Here is a 19,917-nt window from a genome sequence, read left to right as displayed (position 1 = left end):
CCTCAGACATTGCGGGACGCGGCCATCCCGGCGGTCAGCAGTCCCAGCACCACCCAGCCGAACCACAGCCAGCCGTTGCTGCCGAGGACCACGGAGTACGTGGCGACGGCCACCAGTGCGGCGAAGGTCATGACAGCCATCGCCTTAGCGGATCCGGTCATGCCCCATGGTGGCGCGCGAAGGCGGTTTTCCGCTACTGGCCACGCGCGCGCAGCGAGGCGAGATACGAGTTGTACGCCGCGAGCTCCTGGTCGCCGTTGCGGTCCTCGGCCCGGTCCGAGCGCTTCGCCGCCCGCTGCTCGGAGTGGTACCACTGGTAGACCAGGGCGATCAGGACCAGGACCGAGGGGATCTCGCTGAACGCCCAGGCGATGCCGCCGCCCCACTGCTGGTCGAGGAGCGCATCGATGCCGAGGGAGGCCGGCGGGTGCGCGTACGTCTTGATCATCGGCTCGCTCGCCATCATCAGGGCGATGCCGAAGAAGGCGTGGAAGGGCATGCCGGCGAAGAGCTCCAGCATCCGCATCACGTAGCCGGGGCGGTGCGGGCCCGGGTCGATGCCCATGATCGGCCAGAAGAAGATCAGGCCGACGGCGAGGAAGTGCACCATCATCGCGACGTGCCCGGTCCGGCTCTCCATCAGGAAGTCGAAGAGCGGGGTGAAGTACAGGGCGTAGAGGCTCGCGATGAACATCGGGATGGTGAAGGCCGGGTGGGTGATCACCCGCATGTAGCGGCTCTGCAGCAGCATCAGCAGCAGCTCGCGCGGCCCCTTGTGACCTCGGGCGGCCGGCGGCAGCGCCCGCAGGGCCAGCGTCACCGGAGCGCCGAGCAGCAGCAGGATCGGGGTGATCATGCTGATCACCATGTGCTGGACCATGTGCACGCTGAACATGACCATGCCGTAGTCGTTCAGCTTCGTGCACATCACCAGGACCACGGTCAGCACGCCCAGGGTGAACGCCACGCTCCGGCCCAGCGGCCAGGAGTCCCCCCGCCGGCGCAGCCGCGTCACGCCCCACGCGTACAGGGCGAGCCCCACCAGCGAGCCGATCAGGAAGAAGGCGTCGAAGGAGAACTCCAGCCCGCGTCCGAGAGTGAAGGGCGGCAGGTCCATGTCCATGTCCATGCCGTGCCCGCTGTGGTCCATCTCTTCACTCCCTTGACTGTGGCGCTCCACCACAGTAGTGCCGCCCCCGTACGCTCCTGCGCGCGGGGGCGGCCGTAAGGGGCAAACGGCTACAGAACCGTCTGGGCCTCGTCGTACCGCTCGGCCGGGACCGTCTTGAGGGTCGAGGTCGCCTCGGCGAGCGGCACCATCACGATGTCCGTGCCGCGCAGCGCGGTCAGCATGCCGAACTCGCCCCGATGCGCCGCCTCCACGGCGTGCCATCCGAAGCGGGTGGCCAGGACCCGGTCGTACGCGGTGGGCGTGCCGCCGCGCTGGACGTGGCCCAGGATCACCGGCCGGGCCTCCTTGCCCAGGCGGTTCTCCAGCTCCACGGCGAGCGTGTTGCCGATGCCGGCGAACCGCTCGTGGCCGTACATGTCGGTGCCGCCCTCCTGGAAGTCCATCGAGCCGGGGCGGGGCTTGGCGCCCTCGGCGACCACGACGATCGCGAACCGCTTGCCCGCCGAGAAGCGCTCGCCGACGATCGCGGTGAGCTCCTCTATGTCGAAGGGGCGCTCGGGCACGACGATCGCGTGCGCGCCGGCCGCCATGCCGGAGTGCAGGGCGATCCACCCGGTGTGGCGTCCCATGACCTCCACGACCATCACGCGCTGGTGGGACTCGGCGGTGGTCTTCAGCCGGTCCAGCGCCTCGGTGGCCACGCCGACGGCGGTGTCGAAGCCGAAGGTGACATCGGTCGAGGCGATGTCGTTGTCGATGGTCTTCGGGACCCCGACGATCGGCAGACCCGCCTGCGAGAGCAGGTTCGCCGCCTTCAGGGTGCCCTCGCCGCCGATCGGGATGATCGCGTCGAGCCCGAGGTCGGCGACGTGTCCGCGGGCGCGCTCCACGCCGTCGCGCAGGTGCGCGGGCTGGACCCGGGAGGAGCCGAGGATGGTGCCGCCGCGGGCGAGGATGCCGCCGACGGCGTCGAGGTCGAGCTTGCGGTAGTCCGCTTCCAGCAGGCCCTTCCAGCCGTCGTGGAAGCCGATCACCTCGTCGCCGTGGTCGACGACGGCGCGGTGCACGACGGAGCGGATGACGGCGTTGAGGCCGGGGCAGTCGCCACCGGAAGTGAGCACACCTATGCGCATGGCAGGGGAGACCTTTGCAACGTGGGCCGGCGACCGGACCACGTCGTCCGGTGGGAACTACGGCCACCCTACAAGCGGTGGAGCGGTGCCCTGAACCATCCTCCACATGCTGGTCGTACTCGTCGTACGAAACGAGGTCGGCCCGGTTCCCCCTAGGGAAAACCGGGCCGAACACATGATCGCGGGGTCGCCCCGATGAGCGGCCCGCAGGGCGCTACGCGGGCTGCGTGGCCGCCGCGATGCGCTCCGCGCGCAGGGCCTCGTACCACCGGTCGTCTATGGCCGGCAGCGCGTTGACGTCGAGGGCCAGCTTCAGGAGCAGGTCCGCGATCTGCGGGTTGCGGGCCATCACGGGACCGTGCATGTACGTGCCGAACACCGTGTCGTTGTACGCGCCTTCGGTGCCGTCGCCGGTGCCGTTGCCGCGGCCCATCGTCACCCGGGCGAACGGCCTCGCCGTCGGCCCCAGGTGCGTGATGCCCTGGTGGTTCTCGAAGCCCGTCAGCTGCGGCAGGCCCAGGCGCGGGTCGATGTCCGCGAGGACGTCGCCGACGCAGCGCTCGCCCTCGCCGCGCAGGGTCACCACGTCCAGGAGGCCGAGGCCCTCCTGACGCTGTCCCTGGTCGTTGACGAACTCCTGGCCGAGGATCTGGTAGCCGGCGCAGACGGAGAAGACGATCGCCCCGTTCGAGACGGCGCGCTCCAGACCGCCGTCGCGCAGCAGGCGCTCGGCGGCCAGCCGCTGGGGCCGGTCCTCGCCGCCGCCGATCAGGTAGATGTCACCCGACGTGGGGATCGGCTGGTCGCTGCGCACGTCCACGCGCTGCACGTCCAGGCCGCGCTGGCGCGCCCGGCGCTCCACCACGAGGGCGTTGCCCTGGTCTCCGTACGTGCTCAGCAGGTCGGGGTAGACCCACACCAGACGCAGGCTGTTGTCGCTCATGCTCTTGTCCTTTATGGGTACTAGTTGCCGACGCGGCGGCGCACGTCCTGGAAGGCGGTGTAGTTGGCGATCAGCTCGATCTGGCCGGGCGGCGCGAGCTGCACGGCCTCGTCGAGGGTCTCGCACACCCGGAAGTCCAGGCCGGCGACTTCGAGGCGGACCGCGAGGTCCAGCTTGCGGTCACCGATCACGAAGATCGGGTGGCCGGCCAGGCGCGTGTAGTCCACGTCCCACAGCCAGGAGGTGTCGGTGCCGTCCGCGCCGCGCGCGTTCACCGAGAGGACCACCGGGGTCGGCGGGGGATCGATCAGCGAAAACGTTTCGAGCCAGCCCGCCGGGTTTTTCGCGAGCAGCAGGCGCAGCTCACGACCCAGGAACTGCACCACGTCGTAGCGGCCGGCGACGGCCTGCACCTGGTACATCCGCTCCAGCGCGACCTGCGGCGGGACGCCGAAGACGGCGGCCACGGCGGCCGAGGTGGCGGCGTTCGCCTTGTTGGCGCGGCCGGGCAGCTGGAGGTGGATCGGCCAGGCCGAGCCGTGCGGGTCGAGCACGTGGTCGCCGGAGAGCACCCAGCTCGGCGCCGGGCGCCGGAAGCCGCACTCGCCGCAGAACCAGTCGTCGCCCGGGCGCTGCATGACGCCACCGCAGGAGGGGCACGACCAGGCGTCGTCCTTCCACTCCTGGCCGGCGGCGACCCACACCACGTTCTGCGAGGAGGAGGCGGACCACACGATCAGGGGGTCGTCGCAGTTCGCGACGATGACGGCCTTGGAGCCCGAGAGGCCCTCGCGCCACTTCTCCGCGAGCATGCGGGTCTCGGCGGCGCGGTCGAGCTGGTCGCGGGAGAGGTTGAGCAGGGCGATCACCTTGGGGGTGACGTCCCGGGCCACTCCGGCCAGGTACTTCTCGTCCACCTCGATGACGCCGTACTTGGCGTCCGAGCCGCCGGCGAGCGCCGAGGTGATGCCGGCCGGCATGTTGGCGCCCAGCGCGTTGGAGACGACCGGACCGCTGGCCCGCAGGGCCTCCGCGATCAGGCGGGTCGTCGTGGTCTTGCCGTTCGTCGCGGAGACGAGGACGACGTCGAGGTGTTGCGCCAGCGCGCCGAGAAGATCGGGGTCCAGCCTGAGTGCGACCTTGCCACCGATCACCGATCCGCTTCCGCGTCCCGCGGCCCGCGACACCGCCGCCGCGGCCTTGCCCGCCGTCACGGCCAGCTTGGCCCGCGGCGAAAGCGGCTCTGTGTTGCCTGCCATCGTCCCTTGTCCTCCTTGCGTCGGTCGGCCCCAGCCTATCCAGTACCTGCCGGAGCCTTGACCGCGGCGCCCCCGCCCCGCCGCAGATCTCCTCATATAGTCGCCCGTCGTACCCTTACGGCCATGCGACAGCGCCTCATCCCCGGTACCACCGGCATCGTCCGCACCATGAGCCTGCTGGGTGATCCGGTGCTCCACTCGCCCTGCGCGGAGGTCACCGCGTTCGGCCCCGCGCTCGACCGGCTCATCGAGGACATGTTCGCGACGATGTACGCCGCCGAGGGCGTGGGCCTCGCCGCGAACCAGATCGGCGTGGGGCAACGGGTGTTCGTCTACGACTGCCCCGACGACGAGGACGTCCGCCACGTCGGGCACGTCGTCAACCCGCGCCTGGTCGCCGCCGACGGCGACGAGTTCGTCGGTCCCGAGGGCTGCCTCTCGCTGCCGGGGCTGGAGGCGGGCACGGCGCGCTTCGACCGGGCCGTGGTGGAAGGGGTCACCTCGGACGGCGCGGCCGTTCGGATCGAGGGCACCGGGTTCTTCGCGCGCTGCCTGCAGCACGAGTGCGATCACCTGGACGGCACCGTCTACGCGGACCGCGTGACCGGGCTGCGGGCCCGTCGCCTGCGACGGGCCATCCGGAAGACCCCGTGGGGAGCCGAGGCCCCGCGCGCCTGACGGCTCTCCCCGCCGCCCGCCCGTCCGGCTGGCCGGGCCGGGGCAGAAGCCCGGGCCCGCTGGGCGGGCCGGGTCAGAAGCCCGGGCCGTCCAGGCGGTTGCCGGCGGTGGACAGGCGGCCCCAGAGCAGGTCCGTGAGGCCGGCGACGAGTTCCGCGCGCTCGCAGGGCCGTTCGCCGAGCCACCAGTCACCCGCCGCGTGCATCATGCCGACGATGCCGTGGCCCCAGATCCGCGCCAGCCGCTCGCCGCCCGGGCCGAGGTCCACCCGCTCGCCGATCACCTGCGCCAGTTCCTCGCCGAGCCGGCGCAGCAGCGGCGCCGAGTGCAGGCCGACGTCGAAGCCGCGCTCCGCGTGGGAGTCCTCGGCCGGGTGCATGAGGAAGCGGTAGACCTGCGGCCGGGCCTCGATGGCGGCCAGGTAGGTGTCCAGGGTGGACTCCACCCGGCGGCGGCGCTCCGCGGGGGCGTCGAGCGCCGCCCGCAGCGAGTCGAGCAGGGCGTCGGTGTGCCGGACGGCCAGCGCCTGGTAGAGGCCCGCCTTGTCCCCGAAGTGCCGGTAGAGGATGGGCTTGGTGATGCCGGCCTCCGCCGCGATGGCGTTCATGGAGGCCTTGGGGCCGTCCCTGAGCACGACCCGGTCGGCGGCCTCGAGCAGTTCCCGCCGGCGGCGCTCGCCCGCTCCCGGTTCGCCGCCCTGCTGAGTGGTCTCCATGACGTGTTTCTCTCCCCGCCCTTGCGATGTGCCTGACGCACACGCAACGTAACACCCGGCACACCCCGCCGATCGACTCGGCGGCCGTCGACGGTCGCCGCAGCCCGTCGCCGCCGCCGGTGCGGCTGATGCTTGACAGTGGCTACTCGCCGGTAACAGACTGTGCCCCGGTGGGGGTTACCGCTAGTAACTTTCGCAGGTACGAGCACAGACAGGTGGAGGGGACATGGCGGAGTTCACCATGGAGCTGAACGACGACCAGAAGCAGGTACGGGACTGGATCCACGGCTTCGCCGCCGATGTGATGCGCCCGGCCGCCGCGGAATGGGACGAGCGCGAGGAGACTCCCTGGCCCGTCATCCAGGAGGCCGCCAAGGTCGGCATCTACTCGCTGGACTTCTACGCCCAGCAGTTCTTCGACCCTACCGGCCTCGGCGTCCCGATGGCCATGGAAGAGCTCTTCTGGGGTGACGCGGGCATCGCCCTGTCGATCGTCGGCACCGGCCTCGCGGCCATCGGCGTCGTCGCCAACGGCACCGAGGAGCAGATCGGCACCTGGATCCCGCAGATGTACGGCGACCAGAACGACGTGAAGCTCGCCGCCTTCTGCTCCTCCGAGCCGGACGCCGGTTCCGACGTCGGCGCCATGCGCACCCGGGCCGTCTACGACCAGGCGAAGGACGAGTGGGTGCTCAACGGCACCAAGACCTGGGCGACCAACGGCGGCATCGCCAACGTCCACATCGTCGTGGCCGTCGTCGACCCGGAGCTCGGCACCAAGGGCCACGCCTCCTTCATCGTGCCGCCCCACACCCCGGGCCTGTCCCAGGGCCAGAAGTTCAAGAAGCATGGCATCCGCGCCTCGCACACCGCGGAGGTGGTGCTGGAGGACGTCAGGATCCCCGGATCCTGCCTGCTCGGCGGCAAGGAGAAGCTGGACGAGCGGCTGGCCCGCGCCCACGAGCGGGCCCGCAACGGCGGGGGCGAGCGCGTGAAGAACGCCGCCATGGCCACCTTCGAGGCCTCCCGGCCGGCGGTCGGCGCCATGGCCGTGGGCACCGCGCGTGCGGCGTACGAGGTCGCCCTCGACTACGCCAGGACCCGCACGCAGTTCGGCCGCCCGATCATCGACAACCAGGGCGTGGCCTTCCAGCTCGCCGACATGCGCACCCAGATCGACGCGGCCCGGCTGCTGGTGTGGCGCGCCTCCTGGATGGCCGTCGCGGGCCGGCCGTTCGAGTCGGCGGAGGGCTCGATGTCGAAGCTCTTCGCGAGCGAGGTCGCCAAGAAGGTCACCGCCCAGGCGGTCCAGATCCTCGGCGGCAACGGCTTCACCCGTGAGTACCCGGTGGAGCGCATGCACCGGGACAGCGCCATCTACACCATCTTCGAGGGCACGAGCGAGATCCAGCGGCTGGTGATAGCCCGCACCCTCTCCGGCATGCCGATCCGCTAGCACCGTCCGAAGGCCCGGACCCGCGAGGGTCCGGGCCTTCGGCGCGTCAGTGCAGCGGGGTCAGGCAGTTGAGGGTGCCGTCGGGGCTGTACTCGGGGCGGGCCAGGTAGTCGCCGGGGCCGCAGGGCGCCGTGGCCGTCGGCCGGCGCACCCGGTACTCGGCGGCCACGGAGAGGCAGTCGACGACGACGAGTCTCTGGTCCTTCCAGTCGCCCTTGTTGCGCACGCACTGCCCGGAGGTCAGCGGGTGCGGCGCGTCGTCGCCGACCACCGCCCCGAGCACGGCCAGCGCCGGGATCGCGAGCAAGAGCAGCAGCAGCGGGACGAGGACGATCAGCACGGGCGGCCGGCGCCACAGCGGCTTGCCCGGGTCCAGCGCCGGCCGGAAGCCTCCCGCCGGGGGAGCGAGCTTGCGGAAGGCCGCCCGCGGGCCCAGGTTCAGCAGCAGGGTCACCGGCGTGATGAAGAAGGACAGCGGACCCCACCAGCCCTGCCACAGGGTGTCCGAGGACATCCGGCGGTACGTCGCGAGCCCGCAGTCGCGGCACAGCGGCCCGGGCACGCTCAGGAAGCGCATCAGCACGATCAGGCCCTGGTGCCCGCGTACGGTCGCGGGCGCGGCCGGCCACGACCCGCAGAGCCGGCACCCGTAGCGGCCCGGCTCCGGGTGGGCGCCGTACGCGCCGTACGCGCCGTACGGCTGGGGTCCGGCGGGGGCGGGGCCGTACGGGCCGCCCTGCTGCGGGACGTAGGGGCCGCTCTGCTGGGGGGCGTAGGGGCCGTACGGGCCGGCGCCCTGCTGCGGCGGTGGCGGAGTGGCCACGGACATCTCCTCGGTCGCGTAGTGATCATCGGCGCGGTGATCACGGCACCCTAGCCTCCCGGCTCAGGGGCGCAGCAGCCGGGCGAGGGCCCGCCCGAAGAGGAGCCGGCCCGCCGCCGCGACCACGGGGTCCAGGGCGCGGGGCAGGCCGCGTACCCGCAGGTCCTCGCGCCAGTGGACCTCGCTGCCCCCGGCGGGGGAGCGGCGGATCTCGATCTCGGCCCAGCCCGTCACCGACCGGCCGCGCTTCTCCAGCCGGACCAGTCCCGCCGAGCCGGCCCCCGGTCCGTGCGCCGGCCCCGGCGCGGGGGGCCGCCAGACGACGACCTCCATGGGGTCGTCGAAGGTGATCCTTCCCGCTCCCGTGCGCGCCGTGAAGATCGTCCCGACGTGCGTCGGCGGCGCCGTCTCGATGACCGTCCGGGTGAAGGGGACCTGTGCGCCGTGGCGCTCCCAGTCCGTCAGCCGCAGCCAGGCCTCGGAGGGAGCCAGAGAGGTGCGGTGAATGATCCGGATAACGGGCATGAGCGCATGGTAAGCGGGCATACACACCGTGAACTGGACGGCGATTATGGGTTCCATCCGGGGGTGGCGATCAGTAATACTCACCGCCACCGTGGATCGCGGATTCGACCGGGTGACCACCGGCCTTCCCGCCCCACTACGCGAGGAGGTGCGCCATGTGCTCCCACCAGCCCCCCTGCCCTGCCGCCGACAGCGCCGATCACGACGCCGCCCGCATCGTGGCCTCCCATCCCGAACAGGGCTGGAGCCTGCTGTGCAACGGAGTGGTGGTCTTCGACGACACCGGTGAACTGCTCCCCGACCGCCGTACGGTGGAACCCCGCCGCCCGGCCCTGGTCTGAGCGAGGAGGCAGCATGCGCCAGCAGCTGATCCGCAAGCCCGTCCCCAAGCCCGCCCCCCGAGACCTGGACCTGCGCACACCGTCGGGCAGACCCCTCCCGTACTGACGGGAGCACGCGCCTTACGTGGTCCATCGGCTGGTCCTCAGCCGGTGGACGACGCCGCACCGCCCAGGAACGCCGTCTCGTAGGCGGCGTCGCCGATCGCCGCCCTGGCCTGCCGCTCGCCCTGGTCCCGCAGGGCCGTCAGCGAGGGCGAGCCCATCTGCGGCCGGCCCACCGTGCGCCACCAGGCGTGCCCGGTGCCCAGCAGCCGCGCCGCCAGTTCCCCGTCGCCGAGCCCCGCCACCGCCGCCGCCAGCAGGTCCAGGCCCAGCGCGATGCCGAAGCGGTCCCCGAGCAGCCGTTTGCCGGACAGCATCGCCCGCACGTGCCGGGCGGCCTCGCCGTGGTCGCCCATGCCCAGCGCGGCCACCGCCAGGATGTAGTCCGCGTACGCGCGCAGCCAGCGCTCGCCGAGCTCCGCGCAGGCCTCCCGAAGGGCCCGCGCCTCCTGCGTGGCCTCCTCGAAGCGGCCCAGGTCGCACAGGGCGTATCCGGAAGCCAGCTTGCACAGCAGCCAGCCCGGCGCGCTGGTCCGCCCGCCGTGGCTCGCCCGGGCCCGTGGACCGGCCAGCGCGAGGGCCCGTACGGCGTCTCCGGGCATGAGGACCGACACCGCGTGGAGGTAGGCCGCGCGCAGCTCCCGCTCGGGGTCCGCGAGCCGGGCCGCGTCCCGGGTGCACTCCTCGCCGAGCCGCTGGGCCGTGTCCATGTCGCCCTGGAGCAGCGCGGTGAGCCCCAGAGCCCACACGGCCTGGTTGTACGCGGCCCCCGTGGGCGGGGCGGCCCGCAGGACCCGCTCCAGGAAGGCCCGGCCCTCGTGCACGTGCCCGCACGCGAACCAGTAGAACCACAGCGCCCCGGCCATCTCCAGCGCGGCCGTCGGGTCCGCGGTGAGCAGGTGCTCCAGGGCCGTGCGCAGCTGCGCGTGCTCGGCGGTGATCCTGCGGTACCAGTCGACCTGCCCCGGGCCCAGCCAGCCCTGGTCGGCGGCTCGGCACAGGGCCGCGTACCAGTGGGCGTGCCGGTCGGTGACGATCCGGACCTCGCCGAGCTCGTCCAGCCAGTCGTGCCCGTACTCGCGGATCGTGTCCAGCATGCGGTAGCGGGCGCCGGCCCCGCGTTCCGTGGTGTGCAGGACCACCGATTTGGCGGCCAGGCCCGCCAGTACGCGCTCCACGCGGGCGGCGGGCAGCGGACCGCCCGCGCACACGGCGCGGGCCGCGGCCACGTCGAAGTCACCGGTGAAGACCGAGAGCCGGGCCCACAGCAGGCGCTCCAGCGGCGCGCACAGCTCGTGGCTCCAGCCGATCGTGGTGCGCATCGTCTGGTGCCGGGGCGGTAGGGCGGCCCGCAGGTCCGACAGGACCTCGAAGCGCTCGCCGATCCGCTCGGCCATCTCCTCCAGAGTCCACAACCGCATCCGGGCGCCCGCGAGTTCCAGCGCGAGCGGGATGCCGTCCAGCCGTCGGCAGACGTCGGCCGCGACCGCCGTGCGCGCGGGGTCGGCGAAGGCGGCCGCCGCCTGCGGGGTCGCGGCGAGGGCGCGGGCGCGGAAGAGGGCGAGGGCGTCGCTGTCGGGGCCCTCGCAGGGCAGCGGCCGGACGTCGACGAGCTCTTCCGTCGCGCAGTCGAGCGGTTCCCGGGAGGTGACCAGGACCGTCAGGCCGGGGGCCGACTGGAGGAGTTCACCGACGAGGTGGCGGCAGTCGGCCACCAGGTGCTCGCAGGTGTCGAGGACCAGCAGGAGTTCCTTGTCGGCCATCCACGCGCACAGCTCCTCGTCGAGGGGACGGGCGGAGTGGTCGGCCAGACCGATGGCGTGGGCGACGGTCGCGGTGAGCAGACCGGGATCGCGCAGCGGCGACAGATCGACCCACCAGACGCCGTCGGGGCGCGCCTGCCGGGGGTCGGTGACGGCCCGCAGGGCGAGCCGCGACTTGCCGACACCGCCCACCCCGGTGAGGGTGACCAGTCTGCGCTCGCGCAACAGGACGTCGAGAAGGTGCAGTTCACGCTCCCGCCCGACGAAGCTCGCCGGCTCCGTGGGCAGGTTGCCGAGCGCGGCGCCGGAGCACGGCCCGGGATCGCCGTCCGCGGGATCTGCCTGATTGTCATGGACCGAGTACTCACCGAACACGGATGTATTGTGCGTGATCTTCTTATCCGACCGTGCCGTTCAGGCCGGATCGCCGACTCGTTTCACGCGATGAGGGTGATCCGCCGCTCCGCGGAGAAGGCACCCCAGGTGCCGTCCGGGAGCCGGGCCCGCAGTTTCACGGCCCATACGGTGCCGGCCGGCTCGGCCACCGTGAGCCGGTGCTCCACGCGGCCGGCGGGCACGGCGCCCGCGCCGAACTGGATGACGGTGGTGGGCCGTCCGTTGACGTACAGCTCGTACTCGGTGGTCTCGCGGCCTGTGTTCGGGGCGCTCCAGCCGAGGGTGACGGTGCCCGGTGAGGCGGCCGCGGTGAATCCGGCGGGCGCGGTGCCGGGCCCGTCGCCGGAGGCGGGCGGGGTCGTGACGTCCACCGCGGGGCCGTCGGGGGAGGAGTTGTCCGCCCCGTCCCGGGCCCGGACGGTGAAGGTGTAGACGGTGTCGGGCCGCAGTCCGCTCAGCACGGTGCCGCTCTCGCCGGGGCCGGCGGTGTGGATCCGGACGCCGCCCTGGTAGACGTCGTACGCCGTCACGCCCGTGTCGTCCGTCGCCGCAGACCAGGACACCTGGGCGGAGCGCGGCCCGGTGGCCCGGGCGGTGGTGGTGGCCGGGGCGGTGGGGGCCTCCTGGTCCTCGGCCCTGGCCGGCGGGGTGGTCACCCGGGCGGCGGGGCCCGGGCCGGAGAGGTTCCCGGCGGCGTCCTTGGCCCGGACCGTGAAGACGTAACCGGTCTGCGGGGCGAGGCCGGTGACGTCCACCATGGTCTTGTCCGCGGGGAGTTCGCGGACCAGGCGGTCGGCCTCGAAGACCTGGTAGCCGCGCACCCCGTCCCGGGCCGCCGCCGTGTCCCACATGACGTGCACGCTGGTGGCGCTGCCGGCCTGGGCGGTGAGCCCGGCGGGGGCGGGCGGAGGTTCGGTGTCGGGCGCGGTGCACGCGGCCGCGCCGCCGAGCACCGCGCCGAGGCACAGGCAGAGGGCGAGGAGCGGGACGGTGCGTCGGGTGGGGTGCACGGGGGTGGCTTCCTCCGCTTCCGCGTAAAGGTCTAGACATATATGGCACGCGGGGGGCGGGCCGGGCAACCCCCGTGCGGCGGGCTCGCGGCTGGCGGCCTCAACGGGCCGCGGGAGTGAGGCCGTCAAGGACCGAACGACCGTCACGGACGGTCAACACCCGTACGGCGGACACGTGTTTCGCCCGAAGGCACCCCCTCCTGCGCCACCATGACGCCGAAGCAAGGAGGTTTCGATGGTGATTTCCCTCTCCGTGGTCGTCCTGCTCCTCATCCTCGCCTGGATCTTCCTGCGCAGCGGCGGGCTCAAGTTCTCGCACGCCGTCGTCTGCGTGCTGCTGGGCTTCTACCTGGCGAGCAGCAGCATGGCGGCGACCATCCACAACGGCCTGACGGCCACCGCGAACGTGGTCTCCAGTCTCGATCCCTGACCGACTGTTGCGCCCGCGTGAATCATCCGGCCCTTCCATGGACTCCTCCGGCCGGGCGATCTAGCGTCTGGCCGCGGCGCGGTGCCGGACGCGATCGGACGTCATTGGACGCCATCGGACGCGAGCGGATGCGACGTCAGCAGAACGGAAGAGACACGGAGGAGTCCGGATGTTCCCAAGAGCGCTGAACTGCGCCGTGCTGCCGGTCGTCGCCGCCTTCACGGTGATGTACGGCGGCCCCGGGGCCCAGGCCGAGGAGATACCCAAGGCCCCCGGCCACCGCCTGATCAGTCACTACGAGGGCGGCCCGGCGCAGGCCGCACCGCTGCCCGGTGAGGCGCCGGCGCAGCACCCCTTCCTCGCCCCCAACGGCCGCAGCGGCATGCACTCCGACGCCGGCGGCAGCGCCACCTCCCCCTGGCCGGGGCCGCTGGGCAGGAACCCGCGCGTGACGAGCGAGAGGATCGCCGCGCTCGGCGGCGAATGCGCCACCGCCACCTTCGACTCGGCCGGCCGGCTGGTCACGGTGTGCGGCACCTTCTCGGGCTTCCAGGTCAAGCTCCTGGAGCCCCGTACGCTCGCCACCCTCGCGGAGTACCGGCTCCCGCAGCGTTCCTCGACGGTCGAGGCGATCACCTCGCTCGACTTCTCGAAGATCTTCAAGGACACCTCGGGCGGCGCCTACTTCTACCTGGACGACCAGGACCGGGCCGTGCTGGCCGACTCCCGCCAGCACGTCCTGCGCCTCTCGCACGCACAGCGCCCGGACGGCAGCTGGCAGTTCACCGTCGACGACGACTGGGACCTCACCGGCCAGGTCCCGCACGACTGCGTGAGCTGGACCAACCTGCGGCCCAGCGGCGCGTGCGACCCCGTCACCTCGGTGATGCCCGACTGGGAGGGCCGCATCTGGTGGGTCACCCGGCAGGGCCGGGTCGGCACCGTGGACCCGGCGACCTCGCGGATCAAGTCGGTCCGGCTGGCGGGGGAGGAGATCCAGAACTCCTTCTCGGTCGCCGCGGACGGCGTCTCCATCGTCTCCGACCACGCGCTCTACGGCTTCCGCGCCGCAGCCGACGGCACCCCCGAGGTGCAGTGGCGCCAGACGTACGACCGCGGGAGCGCCGCCAAGCCGGGCTCCGTCAACCAGGGTTCGGGAACGACCCCGGACCTCTTCGGCGACGGCTACGTCGCCATCACCGACAACGCCGACGACCGGATGAACGTCCTGGTCTTCTGGCGGGGCGCCGACGTCCCGGCCGAGCGGCGGCAGGTCTGCAAGGTGCCCGTCTTCGGCTCCGGCGCCTCGACCACCGACAACTCGCTGATCACCTGGGGCAACAGCATCGTCGTCGAGAACAACTACGGCTACGAGAACCCCACGACCCTGCTGCTGGGCAAGTCCGTCGTGGGCGGCGTCACCCGCATCGACGTCCGCGCCGACGGCAGCGGCTGTGACACGGTGTGGCAGAGCGCGATCCGCTCCCCCTCCACCGTCCCCAAGCTGTCCACCGCCAACGGGCTCCTCTACTTCTACGAGAAGGAGCCCAACGCCTGGGGGATCGACGCCTGGTACCTCAGTGCGGTGGACTTCCGCACCGGTGAGCGCCGCTGGCGGCAGCTGACCGGCACCGGCCCGCTGTACGACAACAACTGGGCGCCGATCACCCTCGGACCCGACGGCACGGCCTACGTCGGCGTCTTCAACGGCATCGTCGCGGTCCGCGACGGGGGCTGAGCCCGTCGGTCTTGTGCGCCAGCGCCGGTCTCCGCATACTCACGGCAGCGCACTTGTCAGGAACACGCCATGTCCTGACCGTGCCTCACAGGGCCCACCACCCACCGGGCCCCCATGCTCCGAGGAGGAGACCAGTGAGGATCACGCGCACCACTCCCCGCACCGGCACCACACGACGCTTCACCCTGGCCGCCGTCGCCGCCGGCTTGCTGGCGGCCGCCGCGCTCCCCCTGCCGTCCGCCCAGGCGGCCGCCCCGCAGTCCTTCAGCGAGAGCCGGCTCGCCAAGGTGGACCAGGCCGTCCTCGGCGCCGACGTCGGTGGCACCGCGTGGCACGTGGACCGGGCGAGCGGGAAGGTCGTGGTGACCGCCGACAGCACCGTCAGCGAGGCCGGTCTCACGAAGATCAGGAAAGCGGCCGGCGCCGACGCGGCCGCCCTCAGGATCGAGCGGACCGCCGGGACCTTCACCCCCCTGCTGGGGCCGGGCGACGCCATCTACGGCAGCGGGTACCGGTGTTCGGTGGCCTTCAACGTCGTCAGCGGCAGTACGAACTACTTCCTGACCGCCGGCCACTGCGGGAACGTCGTGAAGACCTGGTACACCAATTCTTCCCAGACCACCCTGGCCGGCCCGACCGTCGGCTCCAGCTTCCCCGGAAACGACTACGCGCTGGTCCGCTACGACAACACCTCGCTCAGCCACCCGGGCGGCTACACCGCCGCGGACGCCTACGTGGGCGAGGCGGTCAAGCGCAGCGGTTCCACCACCGGCACGCGCAGCGGAACCGTCACCGCGCTGGACGTCACCGTCCACTACAGCGGCGGCGGCACGGTCCGGGGCATGATCCAGACCACCGTGTGCGCCGAACCGGGCGACTCCGGGGGCGCCTTGTACGACGGCACGAAGGCCCTCGGCATCACGTCCGGCGGCAGCGGCAACTGCTCCGTCGGCGGCACGACGTTCTACCAGCCGGTGCCGGAAGCCCTCGCCAAGTACCGGGTCACGCTGTCCTGAGCCCGCCCGGACCGGGGCGCCCCGCCGGCCGGCGGGGCGCCCCGGTCACAGCCAGGGGAGCTCCTCGGCGCCGTACCGGTAGGCGCGGAAGACCGCGTTCTGCGCGCCGGCCGAGGACTCCAGGCCCACGCCCTCCCCGAACGACCGGAACTGCGGGACCACGAACTCCCAGACCACCTCGCCGCCGGGGGTCACCTCGAAGAGCCGGCCGAAGGAGCCCTCGGCGACGAAGGTGTTCCCGTTGGGCAGGCGCTGCGCGCTGGACATGTACGGGCTGAAGAAGTTCTGCGGAGGGTTGTCCTCGTACGACCACACCTCCCGGCCGGTGCGCGGGTCGAGCTGCAGCACCCGCGAGTACGGCACCGAGGTGGTGTCGCGGTAGGTGCCGTTGTCGAAGACCAGGATGGTCCCGTCGGCCAGCTCGTGCGGATGGTGCTGCTGGGCGAGCACGTCGGGGCCGATGCGCCAGCGGACGGAGCCGTCGGTGCGGTCTACGGCCACGGTGGTGGACGCGCTGCGGAAGCCCACGACCAGCCCGCCGTCGGCGAGTTCGTTGACGGTGTTCGCCATGGGCCAGTGCTCGCGGGCGAAGTGCGGGTCGAGGGCGACCGCTTCGGGGTCGAGGTGCTCGATGGCGGCCCAGCGCCACACCACCTCCCCGTCCCAGGTCAGCTCGTACACCACGTCCCCGTAGATCACGCCGCCCGGTGCCTCCGAGCCGGGGATGCCGCCCCGGATCCGGGCGGCGTCGGCCGGGGCCAGCGGCTCGACCGCCGTGATGACGAGGTTGCCGTTGCGCAGGACCGAGGCGTCGTGGTGGTGGAAGGGGTGCCTGACCTCGCGCAGCACCGTGGAGTCGGGCGCCAGCTCCTGGAGGATGCCGCCGTGGTAGACGTCCCAGATGGGGAAGAGGCTGGGGCCGGTGGTGTCCTTGGCCGCGTAGAAGAGGTTTCCTCCGGGCAGCAGCTGGGCCTGGCGGCCGGGCGGGTGCGGGGAGTTCCAGGTGTGCACCGGCCGGCCCTCGATGTCGACGAGGTGGATCTCGCCGGCGCTGGTGATCGGCGTGTAGAGGGTGTAACCGCCGTAGCTGCGCTCGGGGTCGTGGGCGATCAGGCCCACGCCGCGGCGGCGCAGGGTGTTCTGGTCGACGACGCTCATGAGGGTCTCCTGGTGTAGTGGGGCGGGTTCGCGGGGCGGGGTGGTTCAGGGAAGGGTGACGGCGCTCGGGTCGACCGCCGTCAGAGGTCCGGCGTCCAGGTGCCGCAGCAGTGCGGCGCGGTCGGCGGAGCCCGGCAGCTTCTGCGCGGCCTTGGCCCAGGCGGCCTCCTCCTCCAGCTGCGCCGGCAGCTCGGGCGTGAGGGTGAGGCCGTAGGCGTAACGCGGCTGGAAGTCCTCGACGTAGTCGGCCTGGAGGACTCCCTTGGACTGGGCGAGTACGGCCGAGCGCGCGCCCGCCGGATCCGCGGCGAGCTCGCGCTGCGCCCGCAGCAGTGCGCGCAGCACCGCCGTGACGCCCTCCTCGCTCGCGGACTCACCCGCGACCAGGAGGGTCCGGGCCGTGTATCCGGTGAAGGGGAGCTCCGCGTAGGAGGCGCCCAGGGCGGTGCGCGCGGCCCCGTAGAAGCCGGGGAAGGTGACACCGGCGTCGATGTCCCCGCGGGCCAGCGCCGAGGGGACCTGGTTCGGGGCGAGGTTGACCACCCGCACGTCCGCCGCCGTCAGGTGCGCCGAGGCGAGCATCCGCGCCAGGGCGTACTCGACGTTCGTGCCCTGCGGGACCCCCACCCGGCGGCCCTTGAGGGCGCCGAAATCCGGGATCTGCCGGTCGGTGCGGGTGAGCAGGCGCCAGTCGGAGAACCGGGACAGCTCGGCGACGATCCGCAGTTCGCGCCCGCCCAGCACGGCCGTCACGGCGGGCAGGTCGCCGACGACGCCGAGCTGCGCCTGGCCGCCGAGCACCGCGTTCAGCGCGTCGCGGCCGGTGGGATGGGTGGTGACGGCGGCGCGCACGCCCTCGGCGGACCAGAGCCCCCGCTCCTGGGCCACGTACAGCGGGGCCCCGCCCAGATGGTCGCTGGCGGCGAGGGTGACGGCGGGCCGCGCGGCGCCGGGCCCGGACGGGGCCGCGCAGGATGCGGCGAGCGGGGCGAACAGGGCCGCGAGGAGTACGACGGCCAGTGCGCGGGGTCTGATCATGGTGAAGGTCCTTTCCGGGGGAGTCATGCGGAGCCGAGGTGCCGCGCGATCAGGGAGCGCAGCTCCGGATCGGGAGGACCGGGGGGCACGGCGTGGTCGGCGACCACCCGCCCCGGGCTCCCGCCGAGGACGACCACGCGCTCGGCGAGCGCCAGCGCCTCGTCGATGTCGTGCGTGACGAACAGCACGGTGGCGCCGCTGCGCTGCCACAGCTCCCGCAGCAGGCTCTGCATCCGGGTCCGCGTCAGTGCGTCCAGCGCGCCGAACGGCTCGTCCAGCAGCAGCACTTCGGGCTCGGCGGCCAGGGCGCGGGCCAGCGCGACCCGTTGCTGCATGCCGCCCGACAGCTGCGCCGGGTACTTGTGGGCGCCGTCCGCGAGTCCCACCCCGGCCAGCGCGGCCAGGGCCCGCCGGCGCCGCTCCGCACGCGGCAGGCGCAGACGCTTGAGGGCGAATTCGACGTTCCCGCGGGCCGTGCGCCAGGGGAACAGGGCGTAGTGCTGGAAGACCACGCCGCGCTGCGGGCCCGGGCCGCGCACCGGTTCGGTGCCCGCCGTGACGCGGCCGGCGGTGGGACGTACGAACCCGGCCACGGCGTTGAGCACGGTGGACTTGCCGCATCCGCTCGGCCCCAGCAGGGCCGTGAACGAGCCAGCCGGGAGGTCCAGGTCCGTCGGCTCCAGCACCGGCGCGGAGGCGCCGTAGCCCAGCGCCAGCCCCTCCAGCCGTACCCCGAGGCTCACGACGCGCTCCAGTGCACGACCCGCCGGCCGATCGCGGCCAGGACGAGGTCGACGGCCACCCCGAGCAGCCCGAGGACGAGCAGGCCCGCGAACATCCGGTCCACTCGCAGGAACTGGCCGTCGACCTGGAGCCGGTACGCCAGCCCGCTGTCCGCGCCGCCCAGTTCGGCCGCGACCAGGGCGAGCAGGGCCACCGACGCCCCGTACCGCAGCGCCGCGAGCAGGGCCGGTGCGGCGGCCGGCAGCAGCACCTCGGCGAACCGCCGGTGCAGCGGGGCCCCCAGGGAGCGGGCCGCCCGCAGGTGGGAGACCGGCACCCGGGACACCCCGTCGTGGACGTACAGCCAGACGGCGAGCAGGACGGCGTACGCGATGAGCAGGCGCTTGGCGGTTTCCCCGATGCCGAACCAGGCGGTCGCGAGCGGCACCAGCGCGATGGCCGGGATCGGGCGGAGGAAGGAGATGACGGGAGTGACGGCGGCGGACAGCCGCGGCAGGTAGCCCGTGGTGAAGCCGAGCGCGCCGCCGAGGACGGCGCCCAGCGCGAAGCCCTGTCCGGCGCGGGCCAGGCTGGCGCCGAGGTCGGTGGCCAGGGTGCCGCCGCGGGCGCTGTCGACGAGGGCGGCCGCGGTCTCGCCCGGGGTGGGCAGCAGCCCCGGGGCCACCCCGCCGTACCGGGCGAGCAGGTACCAGAGGGCTAGTACGACGCCGGCCGCGCCCAGGGCCGGGCCGAGGCGGCCGAGCCGGCCGGGGGCCTGGCCGGGTGGTGAGGTGGTGGCGGGCACGGGGCGGCTCCTCGGTCGGTTCCTGGCGCGTTGATAAGTGAGGTCAATAATTGACCAGGCTTATGAAGGCTGTGTTGCAGCCGTGCGAAGCCTTCCGGGAGCCTTCCGGGACCCCACGGCCCGCGCGGCGCGATGAGGTACGTTCACCTGCGTGTCCCGCCCCGAACCCACACCCGAAGCGATCGAGGTCGGACGGGTGATCCGCGGCTGCCGCAAACAGCGCGGAGTCTCCATGGCCGTACTCGCCGCCCGCTCCGGCCTCTCCCAGCCCTTCCTCAGCCAGCTGGAACGCGGACTCGCCACGCCCAGCCTGAGCTCGATCTACCGGATCGCCGAGGCCCTGGACGTCACCCCCGGCACCTTCCTGCGGCCCCCCGGCCGTCCCGGCGCGGTCAGCCACGAGGCCGACCCCCAGGTGATCCGGGTGGACGAGGCCGCCGGGCAGGTCGCGCGCGTGCTGATCCCCGGCGGGCGCAGCACCCTGATGGAGGCGTACGAGCACCACTTCGAGCCCGGCCGGGGCGAGCGCGGCTGGTTCGAACACCCCGGCGAGGACTTCCTCTACGTCCTGGAGGGCGAGATCGTCCTGGAGGTCGAGGGCGAGGAGCCGCTGACCCTGCGCGCCGGGCAGAGCGCCCACCACCGCGGTGAGGTCCCGCACCGCTGCCGCCTCTCGGGCCCGGAACCGGCGCGCACCCTGCTCGTCATCGCGAACGCGTAGTCCCCGAACGCC

21 protein-coding genes are annotated in these 19,917 nt (G+C 72.8%); 7 read left to right on the top strand and 14 right to left on the bottom strand.

Annotated elements, in window-relative coordinates; genetic code table 11:
* Positions 1-2 precede the first annotated feature (2 nt).
* The 5 genes from ACF059_RS07575 to ACF059_RS07555 form a co-directional block, all read right to left on the bottom strand.
* Entirely contained in the window at positions 3-161 is a 159-nt protein-coding gene (locus ACF059_RS07575) for a hypothetical protein (RefSeq protein ID WP_392052714.1), read from the bottom strand.
* 32 nt (positions 162-193) lie between these two features.
* A complete protein-coding gene (locus ACF059_RS07570; protein WP_392052711.1) occupies positions 194-1,150 on the bottom strand; it encodes a cytochrome c oxidase assembly protein in 957 nt (318 codons plus the stop codon).
* Between the two features lie 89 nt (positions 1,151-1,239).
* Complete coding sequence (locus ACF059_RS07565) at positions 1,240-2,265, bottom strand: 6-phosphofructokinase (protein WP_360898428.1); 1,026 nt, start codon at positions 2,263-2,265, stop codon at positions 1,240-1,242.
* Between the two features lie 214 nt (positions 2,266-2,479).
* The gene (locus ACF059_RS07560) at positions 2,480-3,208 is read right to left on the bottom strand and encodes a glutamine amidotransferase (protein ID WP_366868949.1); all 729 of its coding nucleotides are present in this window, start codon (positions 3,206-3,208) and stop codon (positions 2,480-2,482) included.
* 20 nt (positions 3,209-3,228) lie between these two features.
* Positions 3,229-4,467: a MurT ligase domain-containing protein gene (locus ACF059_RS07555; protein ID WP_392052707.1), complete on the bottom strand. Its 1,239-nt coding sequence runs from the start codon at positions 4,465-4,467 to the stop codon at positions 3,229-3,231.
* Positions 4,468-4,590: 123 nt separating this feature from the next.
* On the opposite strand from ACF059_RS07555, the gene def reads away from it, so the two are divergent.
* Positions 4,591-5,145 carry a peptide deformylase gene (gene def, locus ACF059_RS07550; RefSeq protein WP_366868946.1) on the top strand — a complete coding sequence of 185 codons (555 nt, stop codon included), beginning with the start codon at positions 4,591-4,593 and terminating at the stop codon, positions 5,143-5,145.
* Positions 5,146-5,218: 73 nt separating this feature from the next.
* On the opposite strand, the gene ACF059_RS07545 is transcribed toward def, so the two are convergent.
* Positions 5,219-5,860, bottom strand: a complete 642-nt coding sequence (locus ACF059_RS07545) for a TetR family transcriptional regulator (RefSeq protein ID WP_361945885.1) — start codon at positions 5,858-5,860, stop codon at positions 5,219-5,221.
* A gap of 226 nt (positions 5,861-6,086) precedes the next feature.
* Between ACF059_RS07545 and ACF059_RS07540 the strand changes: the two genes are divergently transcribed.
* Positions 6,087-7,316 (top strand): acyl-CoA dehydrogenase family protein, encoded by a 1,230-nt coding sequence (locus ACF059_RS07540; RefSeq protein WP_392052703.1) that lies wholly within the window; start codon positions 6,087-6,089, stop codon positions 7,314-7,316.
* A 46-nt stretch (positions 7,317-7,362) separates the two neighbouring features.
* Here ACF059_RS07540 and ACF059_RS07535 read toward each other — a convergent pair whose 3' ends face one another.
* The gene (locus tag ACF059_RS07535; protein WP_392052700.1) at positions 7,363-8,139 is read right to left on the bottom strand and encodes a hypothetical protein; all 777 of its coding nucleotides are present in this window, start codon (positions 8,137-8,139) and stop codon (positions 7,363-7,365) included.
* 63 nt (positions 8,140-8,202) lie between these two features.
* Complete coding sequence (locus tag ACF059_RS07530) at positions 8,203-8,664, bottom strand: SRPBCC family protein (RefSeq protein ID WP_392052697.1); 462 nt, start codon at positions 8,662-8,664, stop codon at positions 8,203-8,205.
* 155 nt (positions 8,665-8,819) lie between these two features.
* Between ACF059_RS07530 and ACF059_RS07525 the strand changes: the two genes are divergently transcribed.
* The gene (locus tag ACF059_RS07525; RefSeq protein ID WP_361945873.1) at positions 8,820-9,005 is read left to right on the top strand and encodes a DUF5999 family protein; all 186 of its coding nucleotides are present in this window, start codon (positions 8,820-8,822) and stop codon (positions 9,003-9,005) included.
* A 143-nt stretch (positions 9,006-9,148) separates the two neighbouring features.
* On the opposite strand, the gene ACF059_RS07520 is transcribed toward ACF059_RS07525, so the two are convergent.
* Positions 9,149-11,245 (bottom strand): ATP-binding protein, encoded by a 2,097-nt coding sequence (locus ACF059_RS07520; protein WP_392052694.1) that lies wholly within the window; start codon positions 11,243-11,245, stop codon positions 9,149-9,151.
* 62 nt (positions 11,246-11,307) lie between these two features.
* Complete coding sequence (locus tag ACF059_RS07515) at positions 11,308-12,276, bottom strand: fibronectin type III domain-containing protein (RefSeq protein WP_392052691.1); 969 nt, start codon at positions 12,274-12,276, stop codon at positions 11,308-11,310.
* Between the two features lie 235 nt (positions 12,277-12,511).
* Here ACF059_RS07515 and ACF059_RS07510 point away from each other — a divergent pair, with 235 nt between their 5' ends.
* The 3 genes from ACF059_RS07510 (at position 12,512) to ACF059_RS07500 (ending at position 15,460) form a co-directional block, all read left to right on the top strand.
* Complete coding sequence (locus tag ACF059_RS07510) at positions 12,512-12,706, top strand: hypothetical protein (RefSeq protein ID WP_361945864.1); 195 nt, start codon at positions 12,512-12,514, stop codon at positions 12,704-12,706.
* Positions 12,707-12,932: 226 nt separating this feature from the next.
* Positions 12,933-14,444, top strand: coding sequence for a hypothetical protein (locus tag ACF059_RS07505; protein ID WP_392053135.1), 1,512 nt, complete (start codon positions 12,933-12,935; stop codon positions 14,442-14,444).
* Between the two features lie 134 nt (positions 14,445-14,578).
* On the top strand, positions 14,579-15,460 hold the full coding sequence (locus ACF059_RS07500) for a S1 family peptidase (protein WP_392052688.1): 882 nt from the start codon (positions 14,579-14,581) through the stop codon (positions 15,458-15,460).
* Positions 15,461-15,505: 45 nt separating this feature from the next.
* Here the strand turns inward: ACF059_RS07500 and ACF059_RS07495 are convergent, their stop codons facing one another.
* The 4 genes from ACF059_RS07495 to ACF059_RS07480 are packed head-to-tail and all read right to left on the bottom strand — an operon-like array spanning position 15,506 to position 19,184.
* A complete protein-coding gene (locus ACF059_RS07495; RefSeq protein ID WP_392052685.1) occupies positions 15,506-16,618 on the bottom strand; it encodes an aryl-sulfate sulfotransferase in 1,113 nt (370 codons plus the stop codon).
* Between the two features lie 45 nt (positions 16,619-16,663).
* On the bottom strand, positions 16,664-17,656 hold the full coding sequence (locus ACF059_RS07490) for an ABC transporter substrate-binding protein (protein ID WP_392052682.1): 993 nt from the start codon (positions 17,654-17,656) through the stop codon (positions 16,664-16,666).
* 23 nt (positions 17,657-17,679) lie between these two features.
* Positions 17,680-18,399, bottom strand: coding sequence for an ABC transporter ATP-binding protein (locus ACF059_RS07485; protein WP_392052679.1), 720 nt, complete (start codon positions 18,397-18,399; stop codon positions 17,680-17,682).
* Positions 18,396-19,184 (bottom strand): ABC transporter permease, encoded by a 789-nt coding sequence (locus ACF059_RS07480; protein ID WP_392052676.1) that lies wholly within the window; start codon positions 19,182-19,184, stop codon positions 18,396-18,398. The genes ACF059_RS07485 and ACF059_RS07480 overlap by 4 nt, the downstream gene beginning before the upstream one ends.
* A gap of 151 nt (positions 19,185-19,335) precedes the next feature.
* On the opposite strand from ACF059_RS07480, the gene ACF059_RS07475 reads away from it, so the two are divergent.
* Complete coding sequence (locus ACF059_RS07475) at positions 19,336-19,905, top strand: helix-turn-helix domain-containing protein (RefSeq protein WP_392052673.1); 570 nt, start codon at positions 19,336-19,338, stop codon at positions 19,903-19,905.
* Positions 19,906-19,917: the final 12 nt, after the last annotated feature.

This window comes from Streptomyces sp. NPDC016562 (assembly GCF_043076955.1).
GTDB lineage: Bacteria > Actinomycetota > Actinomycetes > Streptomycetales > Streptomycetaceae > Streptomyces.
The sequence above is the reverse complement of the archived record's forward strand: the minus strand, read 5'-3'. Positions and strand labels throughout refer to the sequence as shown.